This window comes from Bradyrhizobium sp. Kon69 (assembly GCF_055807515.1).
In genome coordinates this window covers 1-19,657 of record NZ_JBVVOS010000053.1, presented here as the reverse complement: position 1 = coordinate 19,657, position 19,657 = coordinate 1, and the positions used below count along the sequence as shown (strand labels likewise).

Annotated in this window: 12 protein-coding genes and 5 pseudogenes; 7 read left to right on the top strand and 10 right to left on the bottom strand. The window is 59.4% G+C overall.

Annotated features, from left to right (window positions below):
• The coding region (locus AC0L3U_RS37370) for an enoyl-CoA hydratase-related protein (RefSeq protein ID WP_473284709.1) at positions 1-555 on the top strand (555 nt) is incomplete at its 5' end.
• A gap of 733 nt (positions 556-1,288) precedes the next feature.
• On the opposite strand, the gene AC0L3U_RS37365 is transcribed toward AC0L3U_RS37370, so the two are convergent.
• From AC0L3U_RS37365 to AC0L3U_RS37355, 3 genes and pseudogenes are all read right to left on the bottom strand, one after another.
• Positions 1,289-1,591 (bottom strand): transposase, encoded by a 303-nt coding sequence (locus AC0L3U_RS37365; protein ID WP_259219525.1) that lies wholly within the window; start codon positions 1,589-1,591, stop codon positions 1,289-1,291.
• A 79-nt stretch (positions 1,592-1,670) separates the two neighbouring features.
• Positions 1,671-1,882: pseudogene (locus AC0L3U_RS37360) on the bottom strand (IS66 family transposase); the annotation flags it as partial.
• Between the two features lie 248 nt (positions 1,883-2,130).
• Positions 2,131-2,289, bottom strand: coding sequence for a hypothetical protein (locus AC0L3U_RS37355; RefSeq protein ID WP_259219524.1), 159 nt, complete (start codon positions 2,287-2,289; stop codon positions 2,131-2,133).
• Between the two features lie 827 nt (positions 2,290-3,116).
• Between AC0L3U_RS37355 and AC0L3U_RS37350 the strand changes: the two genes are divergently transcribed.
• Positions 3,117-4,148, top strand: coding sequence for an NAD(P)H-dependent flavin oxidoreductase (locus AC0L3U_RS37350; RefSeq protein WP_259219523.1), 1,032 nt, complete (start codon positions 3,117-3,119; stop codon positions 4,146-4,148).
• A 499-nt stretch (positions 4,149-4,647) separates the two neighbouring features.
• Here AC0L3U_RS37350 and AC0L3U_RS37345 read toward each other — a convergent pair whose 3' ends face one another.
• The 3 genes from AC0L3U_RS37345 to AC0L3U_RS37335 form a co-directional block, all read right to left on the bottom strand.
• Positions 4,648-5,088, bottom strand: coding sequence for a hypothetical protein (locus AC0L3U_RS37345; RefSeq protein WP_259219522.1), 441 nt, complete (start codon positions 5,086-5,088; stop codon positions 4,648-4,650).
• Between the two features lie 304 nt (positions 5,089-5,392).
• Complete coding sequence (gene nodU / locus AC0L3U_RS37340) at positions 5,393-7,123, bottom strand: nodulation protein NodU (RefSeq protein ID WP_259219521.1); 1,731 nt, start codon at positions 7,121-7,123, stop codon at positions 5,393-5,395.
• Positions 7,124-7,437: 314 nt separating this feature from the next.
• The gene (locus AC0L3U_RS37335) at positions 7,438-7,974 is read right to left on the bottom strand and encodes a hypothetical protein (RefSeq protein WP_259219528.1); all 537 of its coding nucleotides are present in this window, start codon (positions 7,972-7,974) and stop codon (positions 7,438-7,440) included.
• Between the two features lie 92 nt (positions 7,975-8,066).
• On the opposite strand from AC0L3U_RS37335, the pseudogene AC0L3U_RS37330 reads away from it, so the two are divergent.
• A pseudogene (locus AC0L3U_RS37330) lies at positions 8,067-9,191 on the top strand (transposase); the annotation flags it as partial.
• Positions 9,192-9,452: 261 nt separating this feature from the next.
• On the opposite strand, the gene AC0L3U_RS37325 reads toward AC0L3U_RS37330, so the two are convergent.
• The 4 genes and pseudogenes from AC0L3U_RS37325 to istA all read right to left on the bottom strand — a co-directional run bounded on the left by AC0L3U_RS37325 (position 9,453) and on the right by istA (position 13,721).
• Positions 9,453-10,364, bottom strand: coding sequence for a TauD/TfdA dioxygenase family protein (locus tag AC0L3U_RS37325; RefSeq protein WP_259219520.1), 912 nt, complete (start codon positions 10,362-10,364; stop codon positions 9,453-9,455).
• 127 nt (positions 10,365-10,491) lie between these two features.
• Positions 10,492-10,686, bottom strand: a complete 195-nt coding sequence (locus AC0L3U_RS37320) for a hypothetical protein (protein WP_259219519.1) — start codon at positions 10,684-10,686, stop codon at positions 10,492-10,494.
• A 736-nt stretch (positions 10,687-11,422) separates the two neighbouring features.
• Positions 11,423-12,168 (bottom strand): annotated as a pseudogene (gene istB / locus AC0L3U_RS37315) (IS21-like element helper ATPase IstB).
• Positions 12,169-12,185: 17 nt separating this feature from the next.
• Positions 12,186-13,721 (bottom strand): annotated as a pseudogene (gene istA / locus AC0L3U_RS37310) (IS21 family transposase).
• 863 nt (positions 13,722-14,584) lie between these two features.
• Between istA and AC0L3U_RS37305 the strand changes: the two are divergent.
• From AC0L3U_RS37305 to AC0L3U_RS37290, 4 genes and pseudogenes are all read left to right on the top strand, one after another.
• Positions 14,585-14,986 (top strand): helix-turn-helix domain-containing protein, encoded by a 402-nt coding sequence (locus tag AC0L3U_RS37305; protein WP_259219518.1) that lies wholly within the window; start codon positions 14,585-14,587, stop codon positions 14,984-14,986.
• Positions 14,987-15,269: 283 nt separating this feature from the next.
• Positions 15,270-16,379, top strand: a complete 1,110-nt coding sequence (locus tag AC0L3U_RS37300; RefSeq protein WP_473364873.1) for a 3-hydroxyacyl-CoA dehydrogenase NAD-binding domain-containing protein — start codon at positions 15,270-15,272, stop codon at positions 16,377-16,379.
• Positions 16,380-16,859: 480 nt separating this feature from the next.
• Positions 16,860-17,424 (top strand): annotated as a pseudogene (locus AC0L3U_RS37295) (IS3 family transposase); the annotation flags it as partial.
• A 1,080-nt stretch (positions 17,425-18,504) separates the two neighbouring features.
• Entirely contained in the window at positions 18,505-19,398 is an 894-nt protein-coding gene (locus AC0L3U_RS37290; protein WP_259219515.1) for a beta-keto acid cleavage family enzyme, read from the top strand.
• Positions 19,399-19,657: the final 259 nt, after the last annotated feature.

Sequence of the window (19,657 nt, the reverse complement as noted above, 5' to 3'; positions counted from 1 at the left end):
AGCGACTATGGTGTCGGTGGTTTCGGCGGCATACAAGAACTACGCGACCTCAATAAGCCCGTGATCGCCTGCGTTAATGGCATGGCGGTTGGCGGCGGCTTCGAACTGGCACTTTCCTGTGATTTGATCTACGCCTCAGACCGTTCCTCATTCGCTCTGCCGGAAATCCGCGCCGGCGTGTTCGCCGACGCGGCGGCAATCAAGCTGCCGAAGCGCATGCCTTATCACATCGCAATGGATCTATTGCTTACTGGGCGTTGGATGGATGTCATCGAGGCGCATCGCTGGGGCGTAGTCAACGAAGTGCTGCCGAAGGAAAGGCTAGAGCAGCGCGTGTGGGAGATCGCAAAATTGCTCGCCGGTGGTCCTCCGTTGGCATTTGCAGCCATCAAGGAGACGGTGCGCGTTGCAGAGACACTTTCCTTTCAGGACGCCATGAATCGAGTGGCACGCCGGCAGTTTGCCACCGTCGATGTGCTCTATAGCTCTGAAGATAGCATCGAGGGGCCACGGGCCTTCGCAGAAAAGCGAGATCCGGTTTGGAAGGGGAGATAGAGTTATAGGCTCGAAGGCACTAAGGGGTGCCCTCGAGCTTGATCTGACGTTGCCAAGATAAGATCGTGGCCAGTTCGGGGGCTCCCGCTCCGCGCACGTAGTCGTAGATTTCGCCGATGGGGACGGGGCGAACGGAGGGCGTAGCCCGACGGGCGGACCGGCCCGGAGAGCGAGGGCGCGCAGTCATTGATTGCCTGCACGTCATCCATGCCCTGCGGCGGCGCCGATGGCGGTCGTCAACCTTGTTTATCGCGACCAGCTCGTCCGGCACGCGGCTTACAAACTCCTGGTCGGGATCTGAGCACGGTGACCGGTGCGCCTGCAAGGTGGCAGTCGAGCTTATAGCTGGCTGCGAGCGAGCTGCGGAGCCGAGCTCGGCCAGCGTAACGACCTCCATCAATACGGCCGGCCTTACGCGGCTCCTCAATGACTTGCGCCTGCCTGGCGTCAAGGCGCGGAAGCTCGCCCACAGTCTGACAAGAACGGCTGGCCAGCGACCCCCTTCCTCGCGGCCGTTGCCGAGTACGAGTCCGCCGATCGCACCCACCCTCGCATCAACCGAAATGGCGGAAGCGCGTTGCCCGCGACAAGACGGTCGCCACGAACCGAAATCGAGAGCGTGCCGATGCTGTAGAAGGTAGAGGCAACAGCACTCGCCGCCGGCGGGGTCTGATTGCAATCTGCTGCTGTTCGGTCCACCCGGCGGAGAGAAGAGCCATCTACGAGCCACGTCTTAAACACGTTGGTTCAGTTCCACACATTTATCATGCCGCAGTCCGCCGTCATCATTGAGATCTTCGTAGCTAAATGCGATGCCAAAGACCCGCTGCACGATCAATGTCCAGACCGCATATTCGATCATGTCCGGACAGCGAAGATCGCGAAACCGCCCCACCAGATCGATCGCCCGATCGGTGGCACCCAGAAGCAGCACTCCAGCATCCCACATCATCAGGCCGGTATCAAAGGTCGCTTTCACAGCCCGGCCTTCCACCGCTCCAAAAACAAACCGTTCCGTGCTACACCCTGCCGGCATCGAAGCATTCCTTGAATCATCGCAACGGCCTTTCGCCGATTCGCGCCCCGATGCGCCTCAAGACTGTGAGAAATGCGCGATAATTCCAGAGCCGCCTAGTCGTGCACTTGCCCTTCGCCGGATACGGATGGTGGTTTGCCACCCGAAATGCCTGTGCTTCATGAGGGCACTCGGCAGCGAGAACATCGCGTTCGATCAAGTGCAAGAGCTGCATGCGGCGAAGGTGTCGTCGCCAACGGCCAGTATCGAGAACGGCAGGTCGATCCCCTCGCACTTGAAGCGCGCGCCTTGGTGGATCGTCCGGCTTCTCTATCATGAAGCCATTGAAATAGATCAAGCAGCAGAGTCAAAGACCGTAAAACGGCTTCCGACCACGGCGGACGCTGGGCTTCCCGAGGGCTGCGGAATTGATTCGGAGGCCACATAGCTGAACTGCGCCGGAGAGATCGTTACCGATTAGGCGGCACGCAGTGGGATAAAGCGTCTTTCGAGTCTTCTTGGAAAGAAGCAGGCGCGCTTGTCATCGTGCCAAATGACCTTCAAAAGATCGCCGCATCTACCCCTGAATCGGAAAAGCGCGCCGCCAATGCGTCGCGCTTGAGCAATTCCTGCAGGCGCAGAGGCAGGCTCGGAAAGCTCCACCGCATGTATGGGACGTTGCCAGCGACCCCCGTCAGAACCGTGATCACCGTGGTCATTCTCTTATGATCCGTAGCAAGACCGCGACGTCGATGTTGCGATCGACGATCACGCGTCGGCCATTCGCGCTAATGACTTCAGCGTACGGTCGCCGCCTTGCTAAGCTCCGTCGGACCTGGACACAATCCGGGCCGGCAATCCACCTACCGGACAGCCGACAAGCTGCCCTTCGCTATAGGCTTGCGCGAAAACAGAAGCCGTCGAAAGTCTTGATTGCCGTGCTGTCGCCGACACCGCGCGGACCCGAAAAACTCTCCTCGACATGCGCAGCTTCTCGCATCCGACCAGCATCGATGCCGAAGCCTCCACAACTTACAGGAGACGCACTTGGCGACTATCAGTGACGATGTCCCTACCGGCACTCAGCTACAGATCGGAAAAGTCGCAAGAACGGCCGTCCTCGGACGATTCCGCTCCAGGGCGATGCCAACTGGTCCGATGCCCTGATGACGCGGTGATCGCCTTCAACGACGTGCAACAGGGACCCGCGACTGACTTACAATCTGTGCTCTGGTCAACTGCCAATGTGAGTAATTGAATTGATTGCAGGGGCATGGCACGAATCTGTTGCCAAGCTTCAGGTTGACCCAAAACCCTTTGGTGGAACGCGCGATGCAAATCGAGAATGCCCTAGCTTGTGGGCTTACACGACGATGGGGTCGACGCGACTTGGGCCGACGTCGTCAATCGCTTTCGATCGGCAGCAGCGAATGGTACCCGCAAACATCCGGAATCGCGGTGCCGACTGCTTCTGACCGAGAGGATCGGCAGGAACGCCGGACCACATTTGCTGCGAAATGCATCGAGATCAATGGAGTGGCTAGCTGTGACTTCACTTTCCGAGAGTAGCAGGCTGCTCGACGCTATCTTTTGCCGGTTGACCTTACCCCTGATCGTCGCGCCCATGGCTGGTGTCTCTGGCGTTGAGCTGGTGACTAGTGTCTGCCGTTCGGGAAGCATCGGCGCGTTTCCCACAACCAACGCTCGATCGGTTGAGGAGCTCGATCATTGGCTGGGCCGTATTGAACATGATCTCGCTAATTTGGATCAACCGGTCCCGCCGCACTGCCCATCGCTCATGATTCGCCATCCTCGTTTCAAGGATGATCTTGCTTGTCTTGTGCGCCGCAAGGTAGAAATCGTCATAACCAGCGTGGGATCGCCGGCGCCGGCAATCGATGTCTTGCACGAAAACGGGTGTCTCGTGTTCGCCGACATCGCTTCGGTGCACCACGCGGAAAAAGCCGTCGCAGCGGGTGCGGACGGTTTGATTCTGCTCACCGCCGGCGCGGGGGGCCATACCGGGTGGGCCAATCCGTTTGCTTTTGTTCGCGCGGTTCGCGCCATATTCGATGGTCCAATTGTGCTTGCGGGCGGCATCGCAGACGGCATTTCGCTAGCGGCAGCGCGCGTGCTTGGGTGCGAGCTCGCTTGTATGGGTACTCGCTTCATTGCCACCTCGGAAAGCATGGCGAGCGACACGTATCGTCAGATGTTGGTCGATAACACGCTTGATGACATTGTCTTAACCAGCGCATTTTGGGGGCTCCCTGCGAACGTGCTGCGGAGCTCAATTATTGCGGCCGGTCTCGACGCCTCAAAGCTTGACGACTCAGTGTGTGAGGCGCGCGCAACGCAGAAAGCAGGCGCTAAGAAGCCTAGCGAAGGACCGCCGCGCTGGAACAATATCTTCTGTGCTGGTCACTCAGTCTCAGGCGTGCGATCAATCATCGGTGTTGCCGAGCTTGTCAAGGAAATCGGGGGAGAGTACGAGGCAGCGTTAGCCAACGCTCGTTGTACTCGTACTTGGCCGGCACGATCGCATAACGGTCGGGCAAAATCGTCCAGAGCTGAATGAACTTGACCATCTTGTCGAGCAGACGCAAGTTGAAGGGTATCATTTTTGGCGTTTCTGAGGAGGCTACATACAGTCAGCCTTTCGAGCGCAATCTGCCTTGGGTCTTGCTGCAAACGAAAGCCTAGCTTCGCGGCTTTGCTTTTCGAACGATGGAAACCTCTCGTGACGCCGCCACCCGCGTCCATTTGAGCATCGATGCGTTTCAGCAGGGGGCGCCATTCGCCGCGAGGGGACATTGATTTCGTGGGGTCGCAGCGGACCGGTGCAGTGAGGGCTCTTCGCCAGAAGCCTTGTGGCGACGTTACCGTGGTCTTGCCGCGATGCACATCAGTTGGCGGCGGCGGCAGAAGACATAGTCGTTCATCGTCAGCCCTGTGCTGATGTATGCTTGTTGACGGCGGTGGACCGCGGTCCCCCACGGATCAACGTCGCAGGGCACCCGGGCGCCCGAAATTTCGTCCTTTGCCCCGCCCAGGACCAACGAACTTCGTCGAGGTGTTCAAGACGAGCGGTTGACTTTCGCGCGCGAGAGGATCGAACGCCTGCAGACGCCTATTCCGTCGAAGCGGAGCCGCGGCAGCAGTGCCGAGCTGCGGCTGGCTGCCGGCCGCACCAGGTCCGCTCTTGGTGGCGGCGCGCAGGCCGAGCCCGCAGTGGACCGGGCGCCTCGGCCGCTTCCCAGGCCTCCTCCACCAGCATGGCGCGCGGGGCTGCCGCCGATCTTGCTAATACACCCGCGGTGGCCGGCTCCAACCCGGCCTGCCTCGCTCTTGGGTTTAGCTCGAATGCTCACCAGCTTCTGTGGGTTGTTGAACCGCAGGATGGCGCCGATCGCCGCCAAGATGCCGACGGCGAGCGCCAGGCTCAGGCCCGTGATCATCACCAATTTGTTAACCGCGAAATGCTCAATTGCGCCCGGCGCGATCTCGCGGTCGAGCACGGCCTGTCTTCCAGCCGATCAAGCTCACGGAAAAGAGCCCGTCAGTCGTGTCCGTGTTCGTAGGTGCCCATCATTTGGAACAGCTGATCATCAGTCCTTGAGGGGCGCACCAATGCGCGTGTGGACCAAGTGAGCTCGCGCCGAAACTTGCTGGCGAGCGCACCCCGATTTTTCCTGCGTTACAATATCGAGATACCGGGACCACACGCGATCGCGCTCTTGCCGATCGAGCAGACCGAAGCTCCGTGTACGCGGAACGATAGCCCATCACAACGCGTTGTCGCCGCACGACTTCTTTTCGCGGTTAAAGTCGGTTCTGTGGCGGACATAATTCATCTGGATGAAGCGATTCGGCGCAGGATGCGAGCGTTTTGCTCCAGAGCAGGCCGTTGCACCAAATGTGTTCAACGAGTCCCCACTGGCAGGCCGTGGCGACATCTGGAAAAAAACCTCGTCCCGGGAAGTTCGCGCTCGTGTTGCAAAGCAGAGGAATGCCCGTGAGTTTTTCGTATTCGACGAGAAGCTCGGCGACTTTGTGCGGAGAGAATCGAGGAACGGTCTGCAATCGGGCAGACCCATCGAGATGAACCACTGCCGGGATTTTGTCTCGCCATTCAGCTCGCGTCTGGTGATCGAACAACATATAAGGATCCGGCGTCCCAGGACTAAAGATTTCCGGGGCGCGATCCTCCAGGCATATCGGCGCCACTGGCCGGAAGTATTCACGCAACTTGATGCCGTTCAGAAGATCCTTCATTCCCGCCGAAGTAGCGGCCGCTAGAATGCTTCTGCTACCCAATGCCCGTGGCCCAAGCTCGGCACGGCCGGCAAGAAAAACCACGGGCTTGTTGCTGGCGAGAATGCTAGCAAGTTCACGCATACTGCACGGCGCGGCCTCCCATTCGGGCGGCACTTCGCTGCCTTGCAGAACCGGGCCGCTGTAGACTGACCATTCCAACGGCACAAAGCCCTTGTGCTCCGCCATTGCAGAGCAAGCCGCACCAATGGCTGAGCCGCTGTCATTCGGAAAGGGCGGCACCCAAACAGCATCGAATAGACCAGTCGCTCGTAGTGCGCTGTTCCATTTGATGTTGAGAGCGCAGCCGCCGGCTATACACAAGTTCCTCGCCCCTGGAAGACCCCGATGCCGCTGCAGAGTAATCGCCATTTCGCGAGTGAGTAGATCCTCGACAAACCAATGAAACGATGCAAGCACATTTTCGGGTAACTTGGCCCCCAATCGGAGCGTGCTGGTATTAAAGAAGTCGTGCAGAGCCGCAAGTGAGGCCTCCATACTGTTGATGTCCCCCCGGTAATGACGGACAAGCTTCGCGTCGGCCACAAACCGCTCTTCATAGAGTTCCCGAAAAACTGCCACGATATCTTCATCCACTGACCCGAGCGCGACGTAAGCCATCACCTTGCCAGCAATACTACGGTCGCCCCAGCCAGTGTAGTTCTCTCTCTTATACGGGCCGAAATGATGACCAGCCACGACATAAGCCTTACCATGCATCGGGAACAGGCATTCGATGAACCGGGCCCCGCGGGGTTCCACATAGTAGAGACGTGGAAACATGCCACCGTCCCACACTAGGCAGAACGCGGGTTGTTCGGCTTTGGCAAACGGACTGGTGCAATACGCGGAGGCCACATGGCCCGTCACGTGCGCATAACTTCGATAGGGAAAACCCCTGCCGTCCAGCATCAGGCCAAATCCGTCGTGCGAATTGAGCAGGCCGTGGTCATGTTGCTCAATATACGGCCCTCCTCTGAGAGTGACAGGTGCGGCCCCGTTGAGGACGCGAAATTGCGAATCTACATCACCTATCCAGCCGTCGATAACGAACTCATCCACATCCCGCGCCGTCAAATTGTGCTCCGCCAAGGCGACGACAATGTCATCGAGATTGTCGATGGCTTGATACCGCGGATTGTTGCTCCGCTTCTCCTGTTCGAGACAAAATACGAGACGTCCGTCCTCGACAAGAGCCACCGCTCCGTCATGCGTCAGTTTGATACCACAGATGCGCATAGTGCCTCCATTTAAACGTGGACAATTCCGTGAGTCGAGAGAGTCAATCGCACTCCGAAAGTGAGCAGCAATCTTCGTTGAACATCTAAAAGTGCCGCGCTAGCCCCTGATAATTGGGCCGGCAACCCTCGAAACTACTGGCGACCTTATCGTCGCTTGGCAGATCGACGCTCAAGCACTGCCTCCCGCTCTGTTGCCCTCGCCTTAGCGTCCTGCAGAATTTGGGCCAGCGCTAGCTCGAGAAAGCGCGTGCGCTTTTGCAGCCCAGTATCCCGTGGCAAGCACTTTGGCGTGTTCCGAACATCGGTCGCGTCTTATTTCTGACGCGCGCGCTCCGCCCAGCGAGCCTCTTTCGACTTCCCGCATGAATGCTCGCGTGCGCGCTCTGCGCATTCCATCCGGCTCTTGGCAGCGACCTCTTGCCGATGCGGTGTTGCGTTCGCAAGTCGTCTGCTGCTGATGCGGTTGATCGCCGCCGCCCAATAAGCCGGGCTGCACGCCCTCGCGACGTTTATCGCCGAGGCGCGGCAGGCTCTCGGCACCCTCGTGGTCCTAATCGAAAGGGCCTGAATCGTATGGCGCGGCGCCTTTTTGTCATCGGCTAGTTGTTGGCAGCGATCGGGGCGAAATATCGGCGCTGAAACCATTTGTGAGGCGGTCACCCGCCCGACAATGCGGTTCGCACCGGTGAAGACTGCCGAACAACAAGCAGCCGGCATGATTTTGCGCGCGGGCAGAACCTGCGATCGCCGCAATGTGCGACGAACCAAGACTTTTCCCGTTTTCAGCGATGCCGTGAACTTGAAAGATCGACTTGGCCAATCCAAACTCACTGTGACAATTTTAACCATGGAACGGTCCTTCCTTTGTGGCGCCTGTCTACACGACCACGTTTGGCATTTTTGATGCCGGTTCGAAGGGCCGTTCCACGCCATCATTTCTGATGAAGTTCGCCGGCGACGGTGGTTCTTCAACGGAGAATCGGCGCCATGCGACAGGCTTTCGAATTTCATGCTCGTACCGAGTGGTTTGGTCGTTTGGTGTTCATGGCGTAACTGATTCCGAGGATTCGGTTATTCTGGCTGTTCGATCAGAGGCTGCGGAGGCCCCGTGCCCTTTGTGCGCGACAGCATCGCGCCGAATCCATAGCCGTTACATCCGGCACGTGGCCGATTTGCCGTCAGCGGGCAGAAAGGTGCGGCTCATGCTGCCCGTCAGCAACGATACCTTGCTGCGGGTGGTCCGCCGGCGGACGGCGATCCCGGCAGATCCATTGCTTGTGGTGGGCATCGATGACTGGGCGTTCCGGAGAAATCATCGATACGGGACGATCGTGTGCGATTTGGAGCGCCGGCGGATCGTTACCCTGCTGCCCGACAGGGAAACTGCGACCGTTCGGGCGTGGCTATCGAAGCACCCAGCGATCAACATTGTGTCGCGAGATCGCGGTGGTGGATACGGCGAGGCAGCAGCCAAGGCGCTGCCGAACGCCATCCAAGTCGCCGACCGCTGGCATCTGATGGAAAATGCGAGCGCGGCCTTCCTTGATGCGGTGCGCCGCTCCATGAACAGAATCCGAACCGCAATTGGAGCGACGACGATCAACCCGGAATTGCTGACCTGTGCGGAAAAGCTGCGCTATCAGGGCTATTTGCGGCGGCAGGACAGCCATGCCGTAATTACGGCTCTCGTCAGCGACGGTGTGTCGCTCAAGGAGATCGTCCGCCGCACAGGACATAGTCGCAATCTGGTTCGCCAAATTAGCCGCGGCGGCGGTACGGATATGTTCCGCACCCGTCAAAGCACCCTGGACGGGCATCTGCCGTTCCTGGACGCGCAGTGGTCAGTCGGCTGTCGCAACGGTGCCGAGCTCTGGCGCCGCTTGAAGGGACAAGGCTTCAAGGGATCGCTACGCGTGGTGGTGGAATGGGCGACGCGACGGCGGCGTGCCGAGACTATCAGCCATCAAGAATTGCAGAAGGTCCCCGCCGCCAGGACCATAGCACAGTTGATGACGACGAAGCGCAACACCTTACCAAGGCCGACCGTCACGGTTGCCGCTATTGAATAACGCGTTCCTATGCTGGCCGATGTCCACGCCCTCGCGTCGCCGCCGGTGGGCGAATAGCCGACCCAAGGCGGATCCCAAACAGTCCCATGGATAAAATCCGCTCGCCGGCAATTGCTACCGATATCTCAGCAGTTGCACGCGTGCTGCCCGTTGCGGAGCTCGATCGCCTGCTCTCGGAGAGGCCATCCCCGAGCAGCTTGAGGTAATCTGCGCTGCACGAGCGACGATTGTCGGATTTCCGTCAATTCTGCGCACGCGCTAGGGACTCTCCGCGGGGGGCTGCTTGATGGCCATGATGCGTGTTACGCTACATCGACCATCGACGCCGACGGGCAACTCGCCATCGACGGTCGCGCGACGAACGACTCGACGCAGGTCGCCGTAATCGTTGACGGCATAGTGTTGCGTGGCGCGATTGTCCCAGACGGCGACATCCCCCTCCTTCCAGTTCCAGCGCACGGTGTTTTCGGGCGCGGTGATATGAGATTGGAAGAGATCCAACAGCTTTTGGCCGTCATACTTCGGGATGCCAACAAATCGCTGCACGTAATAGCCCAGCACCAGCGTGCGTTCGCCGGTCTCGGGGTGGACCCGCACGACGGGATGTTCGGTCTCATAGATCGTGTTAGTGAACACCTCATCATAATACTTCTTATCCATGTCCCCGGGCCTAAGGCCGTAGTCGTTAGTGTGAACGGACCAGAGCTCATCAGCAAGCCGCTGCAGCGGCTGTGGTAGGTCAAGATAAGCCGCAGCCGTATTTGACCAGATCGTGTCGCCGCCGAATGGTGGGATCACGACGGCTCGCAGCACCGTAATTTTGGGATAGGCTTCTATGAAGGTCCCGTCGCTGTGCCACAGATCGACGCGGCCCTGGGCGGAATCAACCTCGAGGATCGATGCCGTTCCCTTGGTAGCACCGACGGTCGGATGCGGCACGAGTCTTCCAAAACGAAGAGCAAAACGCTCCTGCTCGGCGGCGTCGAGATGACCCTGACCGCGGAAGAAAATAACCTTGTGCTTGAGAAGGAGGTCCTTGATCGCGGCAATTTTTTGGTCAGGCAAATCGCCTGACAGCTTGATGTTGCTAACTTCAGCGCCGATGCGTGCTGCGCGTTTAGCGACGTTGGCAAGCGGGATAGCTTGATCGATCGAAGCCGTTTTATTCATGTGTTACTCTCCAGGTTACGTTTCGGCCAAATTAGTCTATTCAGCTGCGGCGCAATACGTGAACGCCAGATGTCACGTATAGAGCGCTGCATTCAAATCCGCGGCGATAAGCTCATTGGATAGCAGGCTATTCATTGGACGCGAGATCGGCGAGGAACAGATCGCGATTGGGTCCATGCCAGGACGGGCCGAATATCCAGCTTGAAACTTGATGGCGCTCAGCGGTGTTAAGTTCAAAGTTCAATTTGGCTAACTCGCCGAACCGCGACTTGTGAACTGCCCCGCAGCGACGGATTACAGGCGCAAGCTCGTCTTGGCTCATTACGACCTCCTGTCTGTTGCTTTAGTCAGCTTCATAAGTATGGTGGAGTCGATCGAGACGGCTCCAAATGGCCTGAAGCGCTCGGGTGCAGGCGGAGGGCAGGTGAGTGCACTGGCTTTCAAGTTGGGGCCCCCCTGTTGCCGGGTGATCCACAGCAAGCAGCATGCCAAACGGCGGAACGAAGCTCAGGCAGTAACATTGCGAGGAGATAGCTCAGCCTGATGCTGTCTGAGCAGGCGCATGCTTCAAAACGTTCTCTTGTCTTGACGCGGAGATGACGCCGATGTCCCGAACCCGACAGAGCGCGACGACCATTCCGCGGCATGCTCGCAGCTAAGGCGTTTCTCGCTCTCGCAAAGCAAAGGCACAGATTATTCGGCGAGTGGCACCTCGGTTGCTTGGACACAGAAGCAGATGCAGTACGGAGATCACCTATGAAGCTCGCTGGATATAGGCGTTTTGAGAAGCCGCTCGCATCAACTACCCCGATCACATGAGGCACTGCGCATTCAAGCGATGGTGATCAGGCGTTCCAGACGATGGTGATCACTGGAGACGAACACTGCTGACGAGTTTATGTGTGCTGGAAACGGCCTCCTCGTCAAGATTGGCGGGTTGGTTTGGAGATCGTCGCGGCGGTCCATGGGAGGGGCCCGTGCGCGGCGCGAAGTGCCGCCACGAGCGACGGAGCGACGCCCGGGCCTGTGGGCCGACGGGGCGATCGCGCGTGAGGTGCTTACGGTGTTTTCTTTTCGCCCGCCTGACGGCGCACGCTGTCGCGTTTTGAGTTCGAGGCGGTGCGCATTGTGAATGATGCGGTCCAATATCGCATCGCCAAGTGTGGGGTCGGCAATGACGTCGTGCCATTGCGACACGGGGACCTGACTTGTGATCAATAAGGATCCCTTGTCGTAGCGATCATCGACAATCTCGAGCAGATCCCGGCGCTGGTCTCGGCGGTAAGCGGTTCAGGTCCCCAGTCGTCGAGGATGAGGAGATTGACGCGCTCGAGGGTCGCGATCAGGCGGGCTAGACGGCCTTCGGCGCGCGCCTGCGCGAGATCTGCGAACAGGCGGGGTGCCCGCTTGTAGAGCACGGAGAAGCCGTCGCGGCAGGCTTTGTTGCCGAGCGCACAGGCAAGCCAGGACTTGCCGGTGCCGGTTGGACCGACGATGACTAGGTGGTTGGCCTCGCGGATCCATTGGCAAGTGGCGAGGGTTTGAAAAGCGAACGGTCGAGACGCCGGGCGGTGCGATGGTCGACGTTTTCGACGGCGGCCGCTTGACGGAGCTTGGCGCTGCTCAAGCGGCGCGCAAGGCGGCGGTTGTCGCGGGCAGTGACCTCGCGATCGACGAGGAGGCCGAGCCAATCGGCGTGCGGCATCTCGGCCGCCTCGGGATTGTTCTGCAGTTCGACGAAGGTGTCGGCCATGGCGGCAAGACCGAGGGCGCGCAAGCGATCGACGGTGGGATGAATGAGCATGCTGATATCTCTCCTGATCAATTGTAGTAAGTGCGGCCACGGATGTTGGCGTGGAAGAGGATGGGCGCCTCCTCGGCGGGCGGAGCGGTTCTGTCAGTGCCGTTTTTGAGGATGGCGGCGACCGATTTATACGAACGGGCGTTTAGCAGGTGCCCGGGCGCAGGCGGCGTCGACGCGTTCCTGGCCATAGCGCTTGACCGACCCGAGAATGCCGATTGCCGAGCGGAAGCCCTGTTCCGGATGCGGCCGCGACCGCAGGATGACGTCGATCAGCGTCTCGACATCGGGACCGACCCTGGCAGCTTCAGAACGAATACGCTCATGGGTCCAGTCGCGATAACGACGATGCGAGATCGGATATGCTCGGCAATCGTCGTCGGGCGATGCTGCAAGGTGCTGCGCAGATGTGACGCCACCCGCTTGCCGCGCAGGAAAATCTCGACGGTCTTTTGGGTGACGCGGGTCTCGACCTCTCGGCGCACGAGGTTGTGAGGGACGCTGTAGTAATGCCTGGCGATCTCGATGTGATAATCGAGGTTGACCCGGCAGCGCTTCCACTCGGCATACTGGTACGGCTCATCCGGCAAGGGAGTGAGCGCCGGACGATCGAGCTCTTCGAACACGTCGCGCCGACTTCGTCCCCAGCTTCGGAGAGGTCGGTTGTTCAGCTCGACCAGGAGCGCGTGGATCGCCTCGTTGAGGGCGGCCAGCGAGAAGAATCGGCGGTTGCGCAAGCGCGCCAGAATCCATCGCCCGACAATTTGGACCCCGACTTCGGCCTTGGCTTTGTCGCGCGGCCGATACGGCCGCGCCGGGACGATGGCGGTGCGGTAATGGCGGGCGAGATCGGCATAAGTCCGGTTGACCATCGGCTCGTGAAAGCAAGCCCGGGTGATGCCGGCCTTCAGATTGTCGCTCACGGTCTGTCGGGCCACGCCGCCGAAATAGGCAAATGCCCGGACGTGTGAGGCGATCCAGTCCGGCAGGCTTTGGCTGAGGCTGGCTTCGGCGTAGGTGTAGTTCGAGGCGCCGAGCACGGCGACGAAGATCTGCGCGCTGCGCACCTCGCCGGTGAGCCCGTCAACCACCTCCATGGTGTGGCCGGAATAGTCGACGAACAGCTTCTCGCCTGCGACATGGATCTGGCGCAGGGTGAGCTTGAGGCGGCCGGCCCATTCCTTGTAGCGTTCGCAAAACCACGAATAGCTGAAGCACTCGGAGTTTGCGTCGCAATACTCCTCCCACAACAGCATCAGCGTGACGTTCGGGCGCCGCAGCTCGCGATGCACCAGCGCCCAATCCGGCTGTGGACGCTCGTCGCTGGGCCGATCGGATGGCGGCGGATACAGGCGGTTCTCGAGCCGGTCGTCGTCATCCAGCTCCGACGGCAACGGCCAGGTCAGGCCGGCCCGGCGGGTTCGGTTGAGATACTTGCTGACCGTGCCCTGGGCCAAGACCAGGCTGCGGGCAACGGCGCGTTGCGACATGCCGACGCTGTAGTGCAGGCGTAGAACTTCGCGAATGTGGCGCATGGACAGTCTCTCGGTCGGCATCTCGATCCTCTGCGCTCGGGCGAAAGACCAAGGTAGCCGGGTTGCAGACTGTCAGGGGTGCAAGCCTCCCCATTGCCCCCCGATCACGATCGGCTGGAACACGCACGGCACGGCGGAATTCTTGATCGATGGATCTTCGACGGAGTAAGCAACGTCCTAGATGGAGATCATTCTGACCGCTTTGCAAAGCCACTCGCTCGGGCTTGGATGTCCTCCATCTGCCTATTCATTTAGAAGCGATTCAAAAATAGTTGGAGTCTGGGCGAAGACTTACAGAGGGCCGATACTTATCAAGAATATTGTTGATTGGCTTTGTATCGGAGGCTCATCTGGGAACTTCAGGGCCGAGGACAATTCTTGAGCTCGGTTCGTATCAGGCCGCAGTGCACTGTTGTTTGCTGATGACAGCAGGGCTTTGTGACAAGCTCGGTGCGCCACACAAAATGATGTCCATGAGGATGCAAGAAGGCATCCATTGCTTGCCTTTTCATGAAGCTGAGCTCCCGTCGTCGCCTACTTCGGTGAAGTTTCGCTGATGAAGTTGCGACATCCTTAGCTTGCGATCGGCGACGCGCTCGTACAAATATTTTCCGTTTCTTTCTGCCTGCGTAGGTTCCTGGTGGCAGGAGACTACTAGTGCGCGATAGATGCAGGCCTGGAACATCATCGCGCTCACGGTTGCGCTATGCAATGTGGCGTTGCCTTGCTAGTCGGCTGTTCTCCACTCGGGTGCGAAGTCAACAAATAGACAAAAACTCCTTGCTGGGCTCATGTTTTGGCGCGAGCGTCTCTGTTGCCGCGTTGGCGCGCGGCAATCACATGTCAATGCGTGTCGCCGCATAGCAATCTCCCCGAAAGATCTCATGTGCCTCACCTACCGGCCCCCGGCATCAGCAGCCAGCAAAAGTTACGCGCGCTTGAACTTGCGGGAATACATGCTTGCCTCCGCTGAGCTGCGCCTTGAGCTCGGCGCGCTCGATTTGGCTGAGGTCAACCTGACAGCGTACATTCATGGCGTGCTTTGCTCGAGGCACGCACCAACAACTGAATCGGATGCCCGGCGTGAGTCCTTAAAACTTTCAGACCCAAACAGGGGCAGTGTCTGTCTATTGTCCACACCGCTAGACGGCTCCGCCGCAGGCTCCCCGGTCGAAACCGACATGCAGGAATACTTCCGCGTCAGCCCGCCTTCGGTTCACCAGATGGTGCTGACGCTGGAACGCGCCGGGCTCATCACAGAGTACAAAGAACCGCTCGCGGCATAGAGGTCCTCGTGATCCCAAACATTTGCCAGAGGTGATCTGACCACCAGGCCCACCCCTCAGGATCAGTGTGCAGGCTAGTAGATCTCGGCATTACGACAGCCCGCCGCGCGATTCCGCGATTGGCACGCTGATTGCTTGATGCGGGCGGCCGCAGTCAGGCGAGTGCTGCGGCCGCTGCTCCTGCTGGGCTTCTGTCAACGTGAAGACACAAACGATGTCCCCGGTTCTGTGCGGATTGGGACAGACCAACTTGTTCGGGAAGGGTGTGCAGCCAGGAGCTCAAATGAGGTGTGCGAGAAGCTCGCGTTCGAAGTTTATGTCTGAGGTCAAGCTCATGTCTGAAAGTTCAGCGTCCAATTCTGTGAGGCTGCCGCGAGCAGTCGGGCTACTGGGGAGCGGGGTCATCGGCGCTGGGTGGGCCGCTCGGTTTATCCTTAATGGGGTGGATGTGCGGCTGTATAGCCGCTCCTCTGGTGCGGCCGAGCGCGTTCAGAAGAAGCTAGCAAATGCCCGCCGAGCGTTTAAACGTCTGACTGAGATGCCGCTGCCGGTGGAAGGATCTCTTTCTATTGTAAATTCGGTTGCGGACACGGTGCACGGAGTGGATCTCGTTCAGGAAAACGTGCCAGAACGCGTGGAGATCAAGCAGCCTCTCCTTGCTGAGGTCTGCCAAGCGGCCGCACCCGAGACGCTGATTTGCTCGTCAACTTCGAGCATTCTACCCTCTTTGCTCCAGGCCAAAATGCGGCGTCCCGAGCGCTTGCTTGTCGCTCATCCGTTCCAACCGGTATACCTGGTGCCATTGGTTGAACTTTGCGCCGGACAGCGCACAGCGCCCGAGATGTTGCAGCGCGCCGCGGAAATCTACAGGGCGATTGGGATGCATCCGCTCGTCGTGCGCAAGGAAATTGAGGGATTTATCGCGAATCGAATACAGACGGCTGCATGGCGCGAGGCGCTGTGGCTCGTGCAGGACAATGTTGCCACGGTGCAAGAAATTGATGACGCCGTTCGTTACTCCTTCGGGCTGCGACGGCCGGTCCTCGGACCCATTATGACGTACTTCGTTGGTAGTGGTGAAGCCAGTATACGTGCCTTCTTGAGCAAGTGGCTGCGATGGTCGGGTAATAATATGTCCAAGTTGACTGACGTGCCGGAGTACACCGACGCCTTTCTGGACAAGCTCACTGAGCAGTCAGATGCGCTGGCTTTGGCCGAGAGCATGATGATGTCCGAGTACCAAGAGATGCTTGACGATGGTATTGTGGGTGTGCTGGGGGGCTTGCGCGCGGAGAAGATTGGTGCGGGAGAGACGCTCGCGCGATGGGAGCAGTCGCTGCGCAACCGCGTTCCGGTCAGTTCATCAACTGCTGCTAATAGCAAAGAAGCCTGAGATGCTGTTCAACGTGCCGCGAACTACACGGGCTGCGTCAGTGAGACCCTATATTTTCACTCCTTTGACGCCGATGCCTTGTCCGTTCCTCGGTCGCGGCGGTGAGTACCTCTTGAGTGGCATCAGTTCCGGTATGTTCTAGACGCACCGTTCCCGCCAGGAGTTCTACTGACCACGTGCTCGTGCCCGACGGCGATGAGTGGGGCGGCACCACATCCGCCTCCCGGAGGTCTTCGGCTATTGGAAAGCCACCTTTCGGCGTTCAGTCGATCGAGCTGAGAAAGGAACCGGTGGCCGGCTGGGAATCGCGGACGGGAGCGGTCAAGGTGGCGGTCGCGTTGGGCGGTTTGCCTCCACGTCGCTCACCCAAGCTACATCAGCTGGGAGGAGTTCATGGCCAACCAGGAGCAACTGGTAGATAACGTCTTCACTATTACGCTGGACACTATGGCGTACCGCGCAAGGGAGCCGCGCTGTTACAAGGATTGCGATCTGCGCTTCATCGCGAAGCACCGGATTCCGGCGGTGGCATGGCTATGTGGATGCGATGCGGGTGTCCCGTTCGGGCTTCCACGCCTGGCTGAACCGATCGCTTAGCGCGAGATCCCAAAGTGGCGAGACGGCAGGCCAGCAGGTGAAGGCAAGCTTTCTTGCCGGCGATCACGTACGGCGCACGGCGTGTCGGCGGGATATGCTGGCAGACGGTGTCGAATGCGGTTTGCACCGGATCGAGCGGCTGATGCGCCTGCAGGCGGTGCGGGCGCGGCCACGAGGACGAAGGCGATCGCCAGGTTGCGAACGTGCCGCAGAACGTTCTCGACCACCAGTTTGCAGCCGAGCGGCCGAACCAGAAGGTGATCGCCGAATTTACTTGACGGCCGAAGGCTGGCTCCATGTATCAGCCGTCATCAACCTGTTCTCGCCCCGGGTGGTCGGCTGGTCGATGAACGCCAACATGACAGCGCAACTCGATACAGACGCTCTGTTGATGGCCGTCTGGCGTCGCGGCAAGCCGGATGCCCTGATGCATCACTCAGATCGGGGTGACATCATCAGGCGGATTCATCTTTTCAAGGTGCCTCGCGATCTTGGCCGGTGAACGGTACTACGGCTCAGAACACCTGGCCAGCGGAACGGCGAACGCGCCCCGATAACGCGCGGTAGTGAATGGATGGTCTCCAGCCGTATGTTGCGGGTGACCTCTGCACTGGCGGATCGCAACGCGGCTTGGAGGAGATCTGGCGTCATTTGCAAATAGCGCAGGGATGGACGGACTCCTGGCTGGAGCGTTGCCATGCGATCACCCGGTGCACCCTTCATTCCGCCGGCTCGGCGGACATGCTCAAACCAGGAGATGACCCCCACATCGTGCCACGGTCAACTGCCACGCGTAGCTAATGATGGAGATTCTTGTTCGCGCGGCAGAGGGAGTCGGGGGACGGGGCTCCACGCACTCGACCGAATATCGGTTGAGCTTTGGCCGATTGGCACGAAGCGCGTTTTGAAGAATCTCGTGTCACGGACGGTGATGACCAGATCAGTCAGATCCACGTCTTGGAGCCCAAACGCGCTTGGCCAATGCGCATGCCGCTTCTGTACAGCAAACAAGGCAGCGCAGGGTATAGCTGGCACGTGAGGGCGATGCCCAACCTTCAGGATCCGAGGTGCGGGATGTCAGAGAGTCAACGTAGATGGTTCATAGAGGGCTACAAACGCCAGGCATTGAATTGGCGATATCGGTCGATTGACCGGGCAAGTGCCGAAGGTGACGCTTGCTAGGGCGTTGCGAGAGACGATCGGCATCATAACAGCCTCCATTGTTGTTATGCAGCTGTGTAAGGTTGGCTACGGCTAGTCGGAAATGCGACGGCGCGCGGCGCCCTTACAAGAGCAGACTGCCTGATACCTGTGTTTTCCCCCATCAGACGGGCCCGGACCTGGATCCCACAAGCGGCACGCCGATTGCTTGGACACGATTGCTGCTACCTAGGCGTCGCAATGGAGCTGACGCCGGGAGTTACTGATACGACCTCCTTGATGGATCTGGTCGATGGGCGTCGTTACGCTTGGAGTACCCAGAGCGTAACAATCGACCCCGTTCAACTTTGGGTAAGGAGACGTGCGGATGATCTCTGAGGTGTTCATTACCTGCGCGCTCACCGGAGCTGGGGATGCGGTGCAGCGTAGCCCCTATGTCCCGGTGAGCCCGGAGCAGATCGCGCAATCGGCGATTGAAGCGGCACAAGCGGGTGCGGGGGCGGTGCATATCCACGTCCGTGATCCTAAGACGCGGCGTGGCTCGCGCGAACTAGCCTTGTATCGGGAAGTGGTGCAGCGCATTCGAGAATCGGACGTGAATCCGGTCATCAACTTGACTGCGGGAATGGGCGGCGATCTCGTGATGGGCGAAGCGGACTCTCCTCTGCCGCTGAACCCGAGCACCGACATTGTGAGCGCGCGTGAACGGTTAGTGCACGTAGAAGAGTTGCGCCCTGAGATTTGCACGTTGGATTGCGGATCGATGAACTGGGGCGCCGGAAGCCAGTTCGTCATGGTCAATACCAGCGCGACATTGCGCGCAATGGCCGCACGTGTGAAGGAGCTTGGTGTCCGACCTGAGCTCGAGGTGTTCGATGCGGGTCAGTTGGTGTTGGTGCGCGATTTAATTGCGGAAGGATTGATCGAGAATCCGGCGTTGATCCAGCTGTGCATGGGAGTTCGTTATGGCGCGCCATATGACCCGACGATGCTAATGGCGCTGGTGCATCTGCTCCCCCCGGGGGCAGTCTACTCGGCGTTTTCGATTGGACGCATGCAGCTTCCATATGTGGCATTGGCCCCGTTGGTCGGCGCGAACGTTCGGGTAGGCTTGGAGGACAACCTTTACCTTTCTCGGGGTCGGCTGGCAACCAACGCCGAGCTCGTACAGCGGGCGGTACAGATTCTCGAGGGGATAGGAGTGCGGATACTAAACCCGGATGAGGTGCGCCAGAAGCTCGCTTTGAAGAATCACCTTTGAGAATCAAAGGTGATGTCTACAGTTCCTGGACGCTATGCAGCAGCTTGCGCCGGCAGCGCGGCGGAGCGCCTGCTCCTCCCGCGCTCGCTTCGGCTAAACTAAGCATCGGACAAGGCACAGCGTCTGCGACAGGCGGTATCAGCCTGGATGGCCGGCTTGGCGGCAGGACCGGGGACTCAATGGTCGTCACCAAGACCGGGTCCGAATACCTGACAGATTATCCACGAGACTTGCGCGTGGTCGCGAGATAGCCGGCAGG

Bases quoted from the DNA above. Each gene is read 5' to 3' on its own strand.
- AC0L3U_RS37365 (WP_259219525.1), bottom strand. From the start codon at position 1,591: ATGCCGGCAGGGTGTAGCACGGAACGGTTTGTTTTTGGAGCGGTGGAA.
- AC0L3U_RS37355 (WP_259219524.1), bottom strand. From the start codon at position 2,289: ATGACCACGGTGATCACGGTTCTGACGGGGGTCGCTGGCAACGTCCCA.
- nodU (WP_259219521.1), bottom strand. From the start codon at position 7,123: ATGCGCATCTGTGGTATCAAACTGACGCATGACGGAGCGGTGGCTCTT.
- AC0L3U_RS37335 (WP_259219528.1), bottom strand. From the start codon at position 7,974: ATGGTTAAAATTGTCACAGTGAGTTTGGATTGGCCAAGTCGATCTTTC.
- AC0L3U_RS37325 (WP_259219520.1), bottom strand. From the start codon at position 10,364: ATGAATAAAACGGCTTCGATCGATCAAGCTATCCCGCTTGCCAACGTC.
- AC0L3U_RS37320 (WP_259219519.1), bottom strand. From the start codon at position 10,686: ATGAGCCAAGACGAGCTTGCGCCTGTAATCCGTCGCTGCGGGGCAGTT.
- AC0L3U_RS37305 (WP_259219518.1), top strand. From the start codon at position 14,585: ATGTGCCTCACCTACCGGCCCCCGGCATCAGCAGCCAGCAAAAGTTAC.
- AC0L3U_RS37300 (WP_473364873.1), top strand. From the start codon at position 15,270: ATGAGGTGTGCGAGAAGCTCGCGTTCGAAGTTTATGTCTGAGGTCAAG.
- AC0L3U_RS37290 (WP_259219515.1), top strand. From the start codon at position 18,505: ATGATCTCTGAGGTGTTCATTACCTGCGCGCTCACCGGAGCTGGGGAT.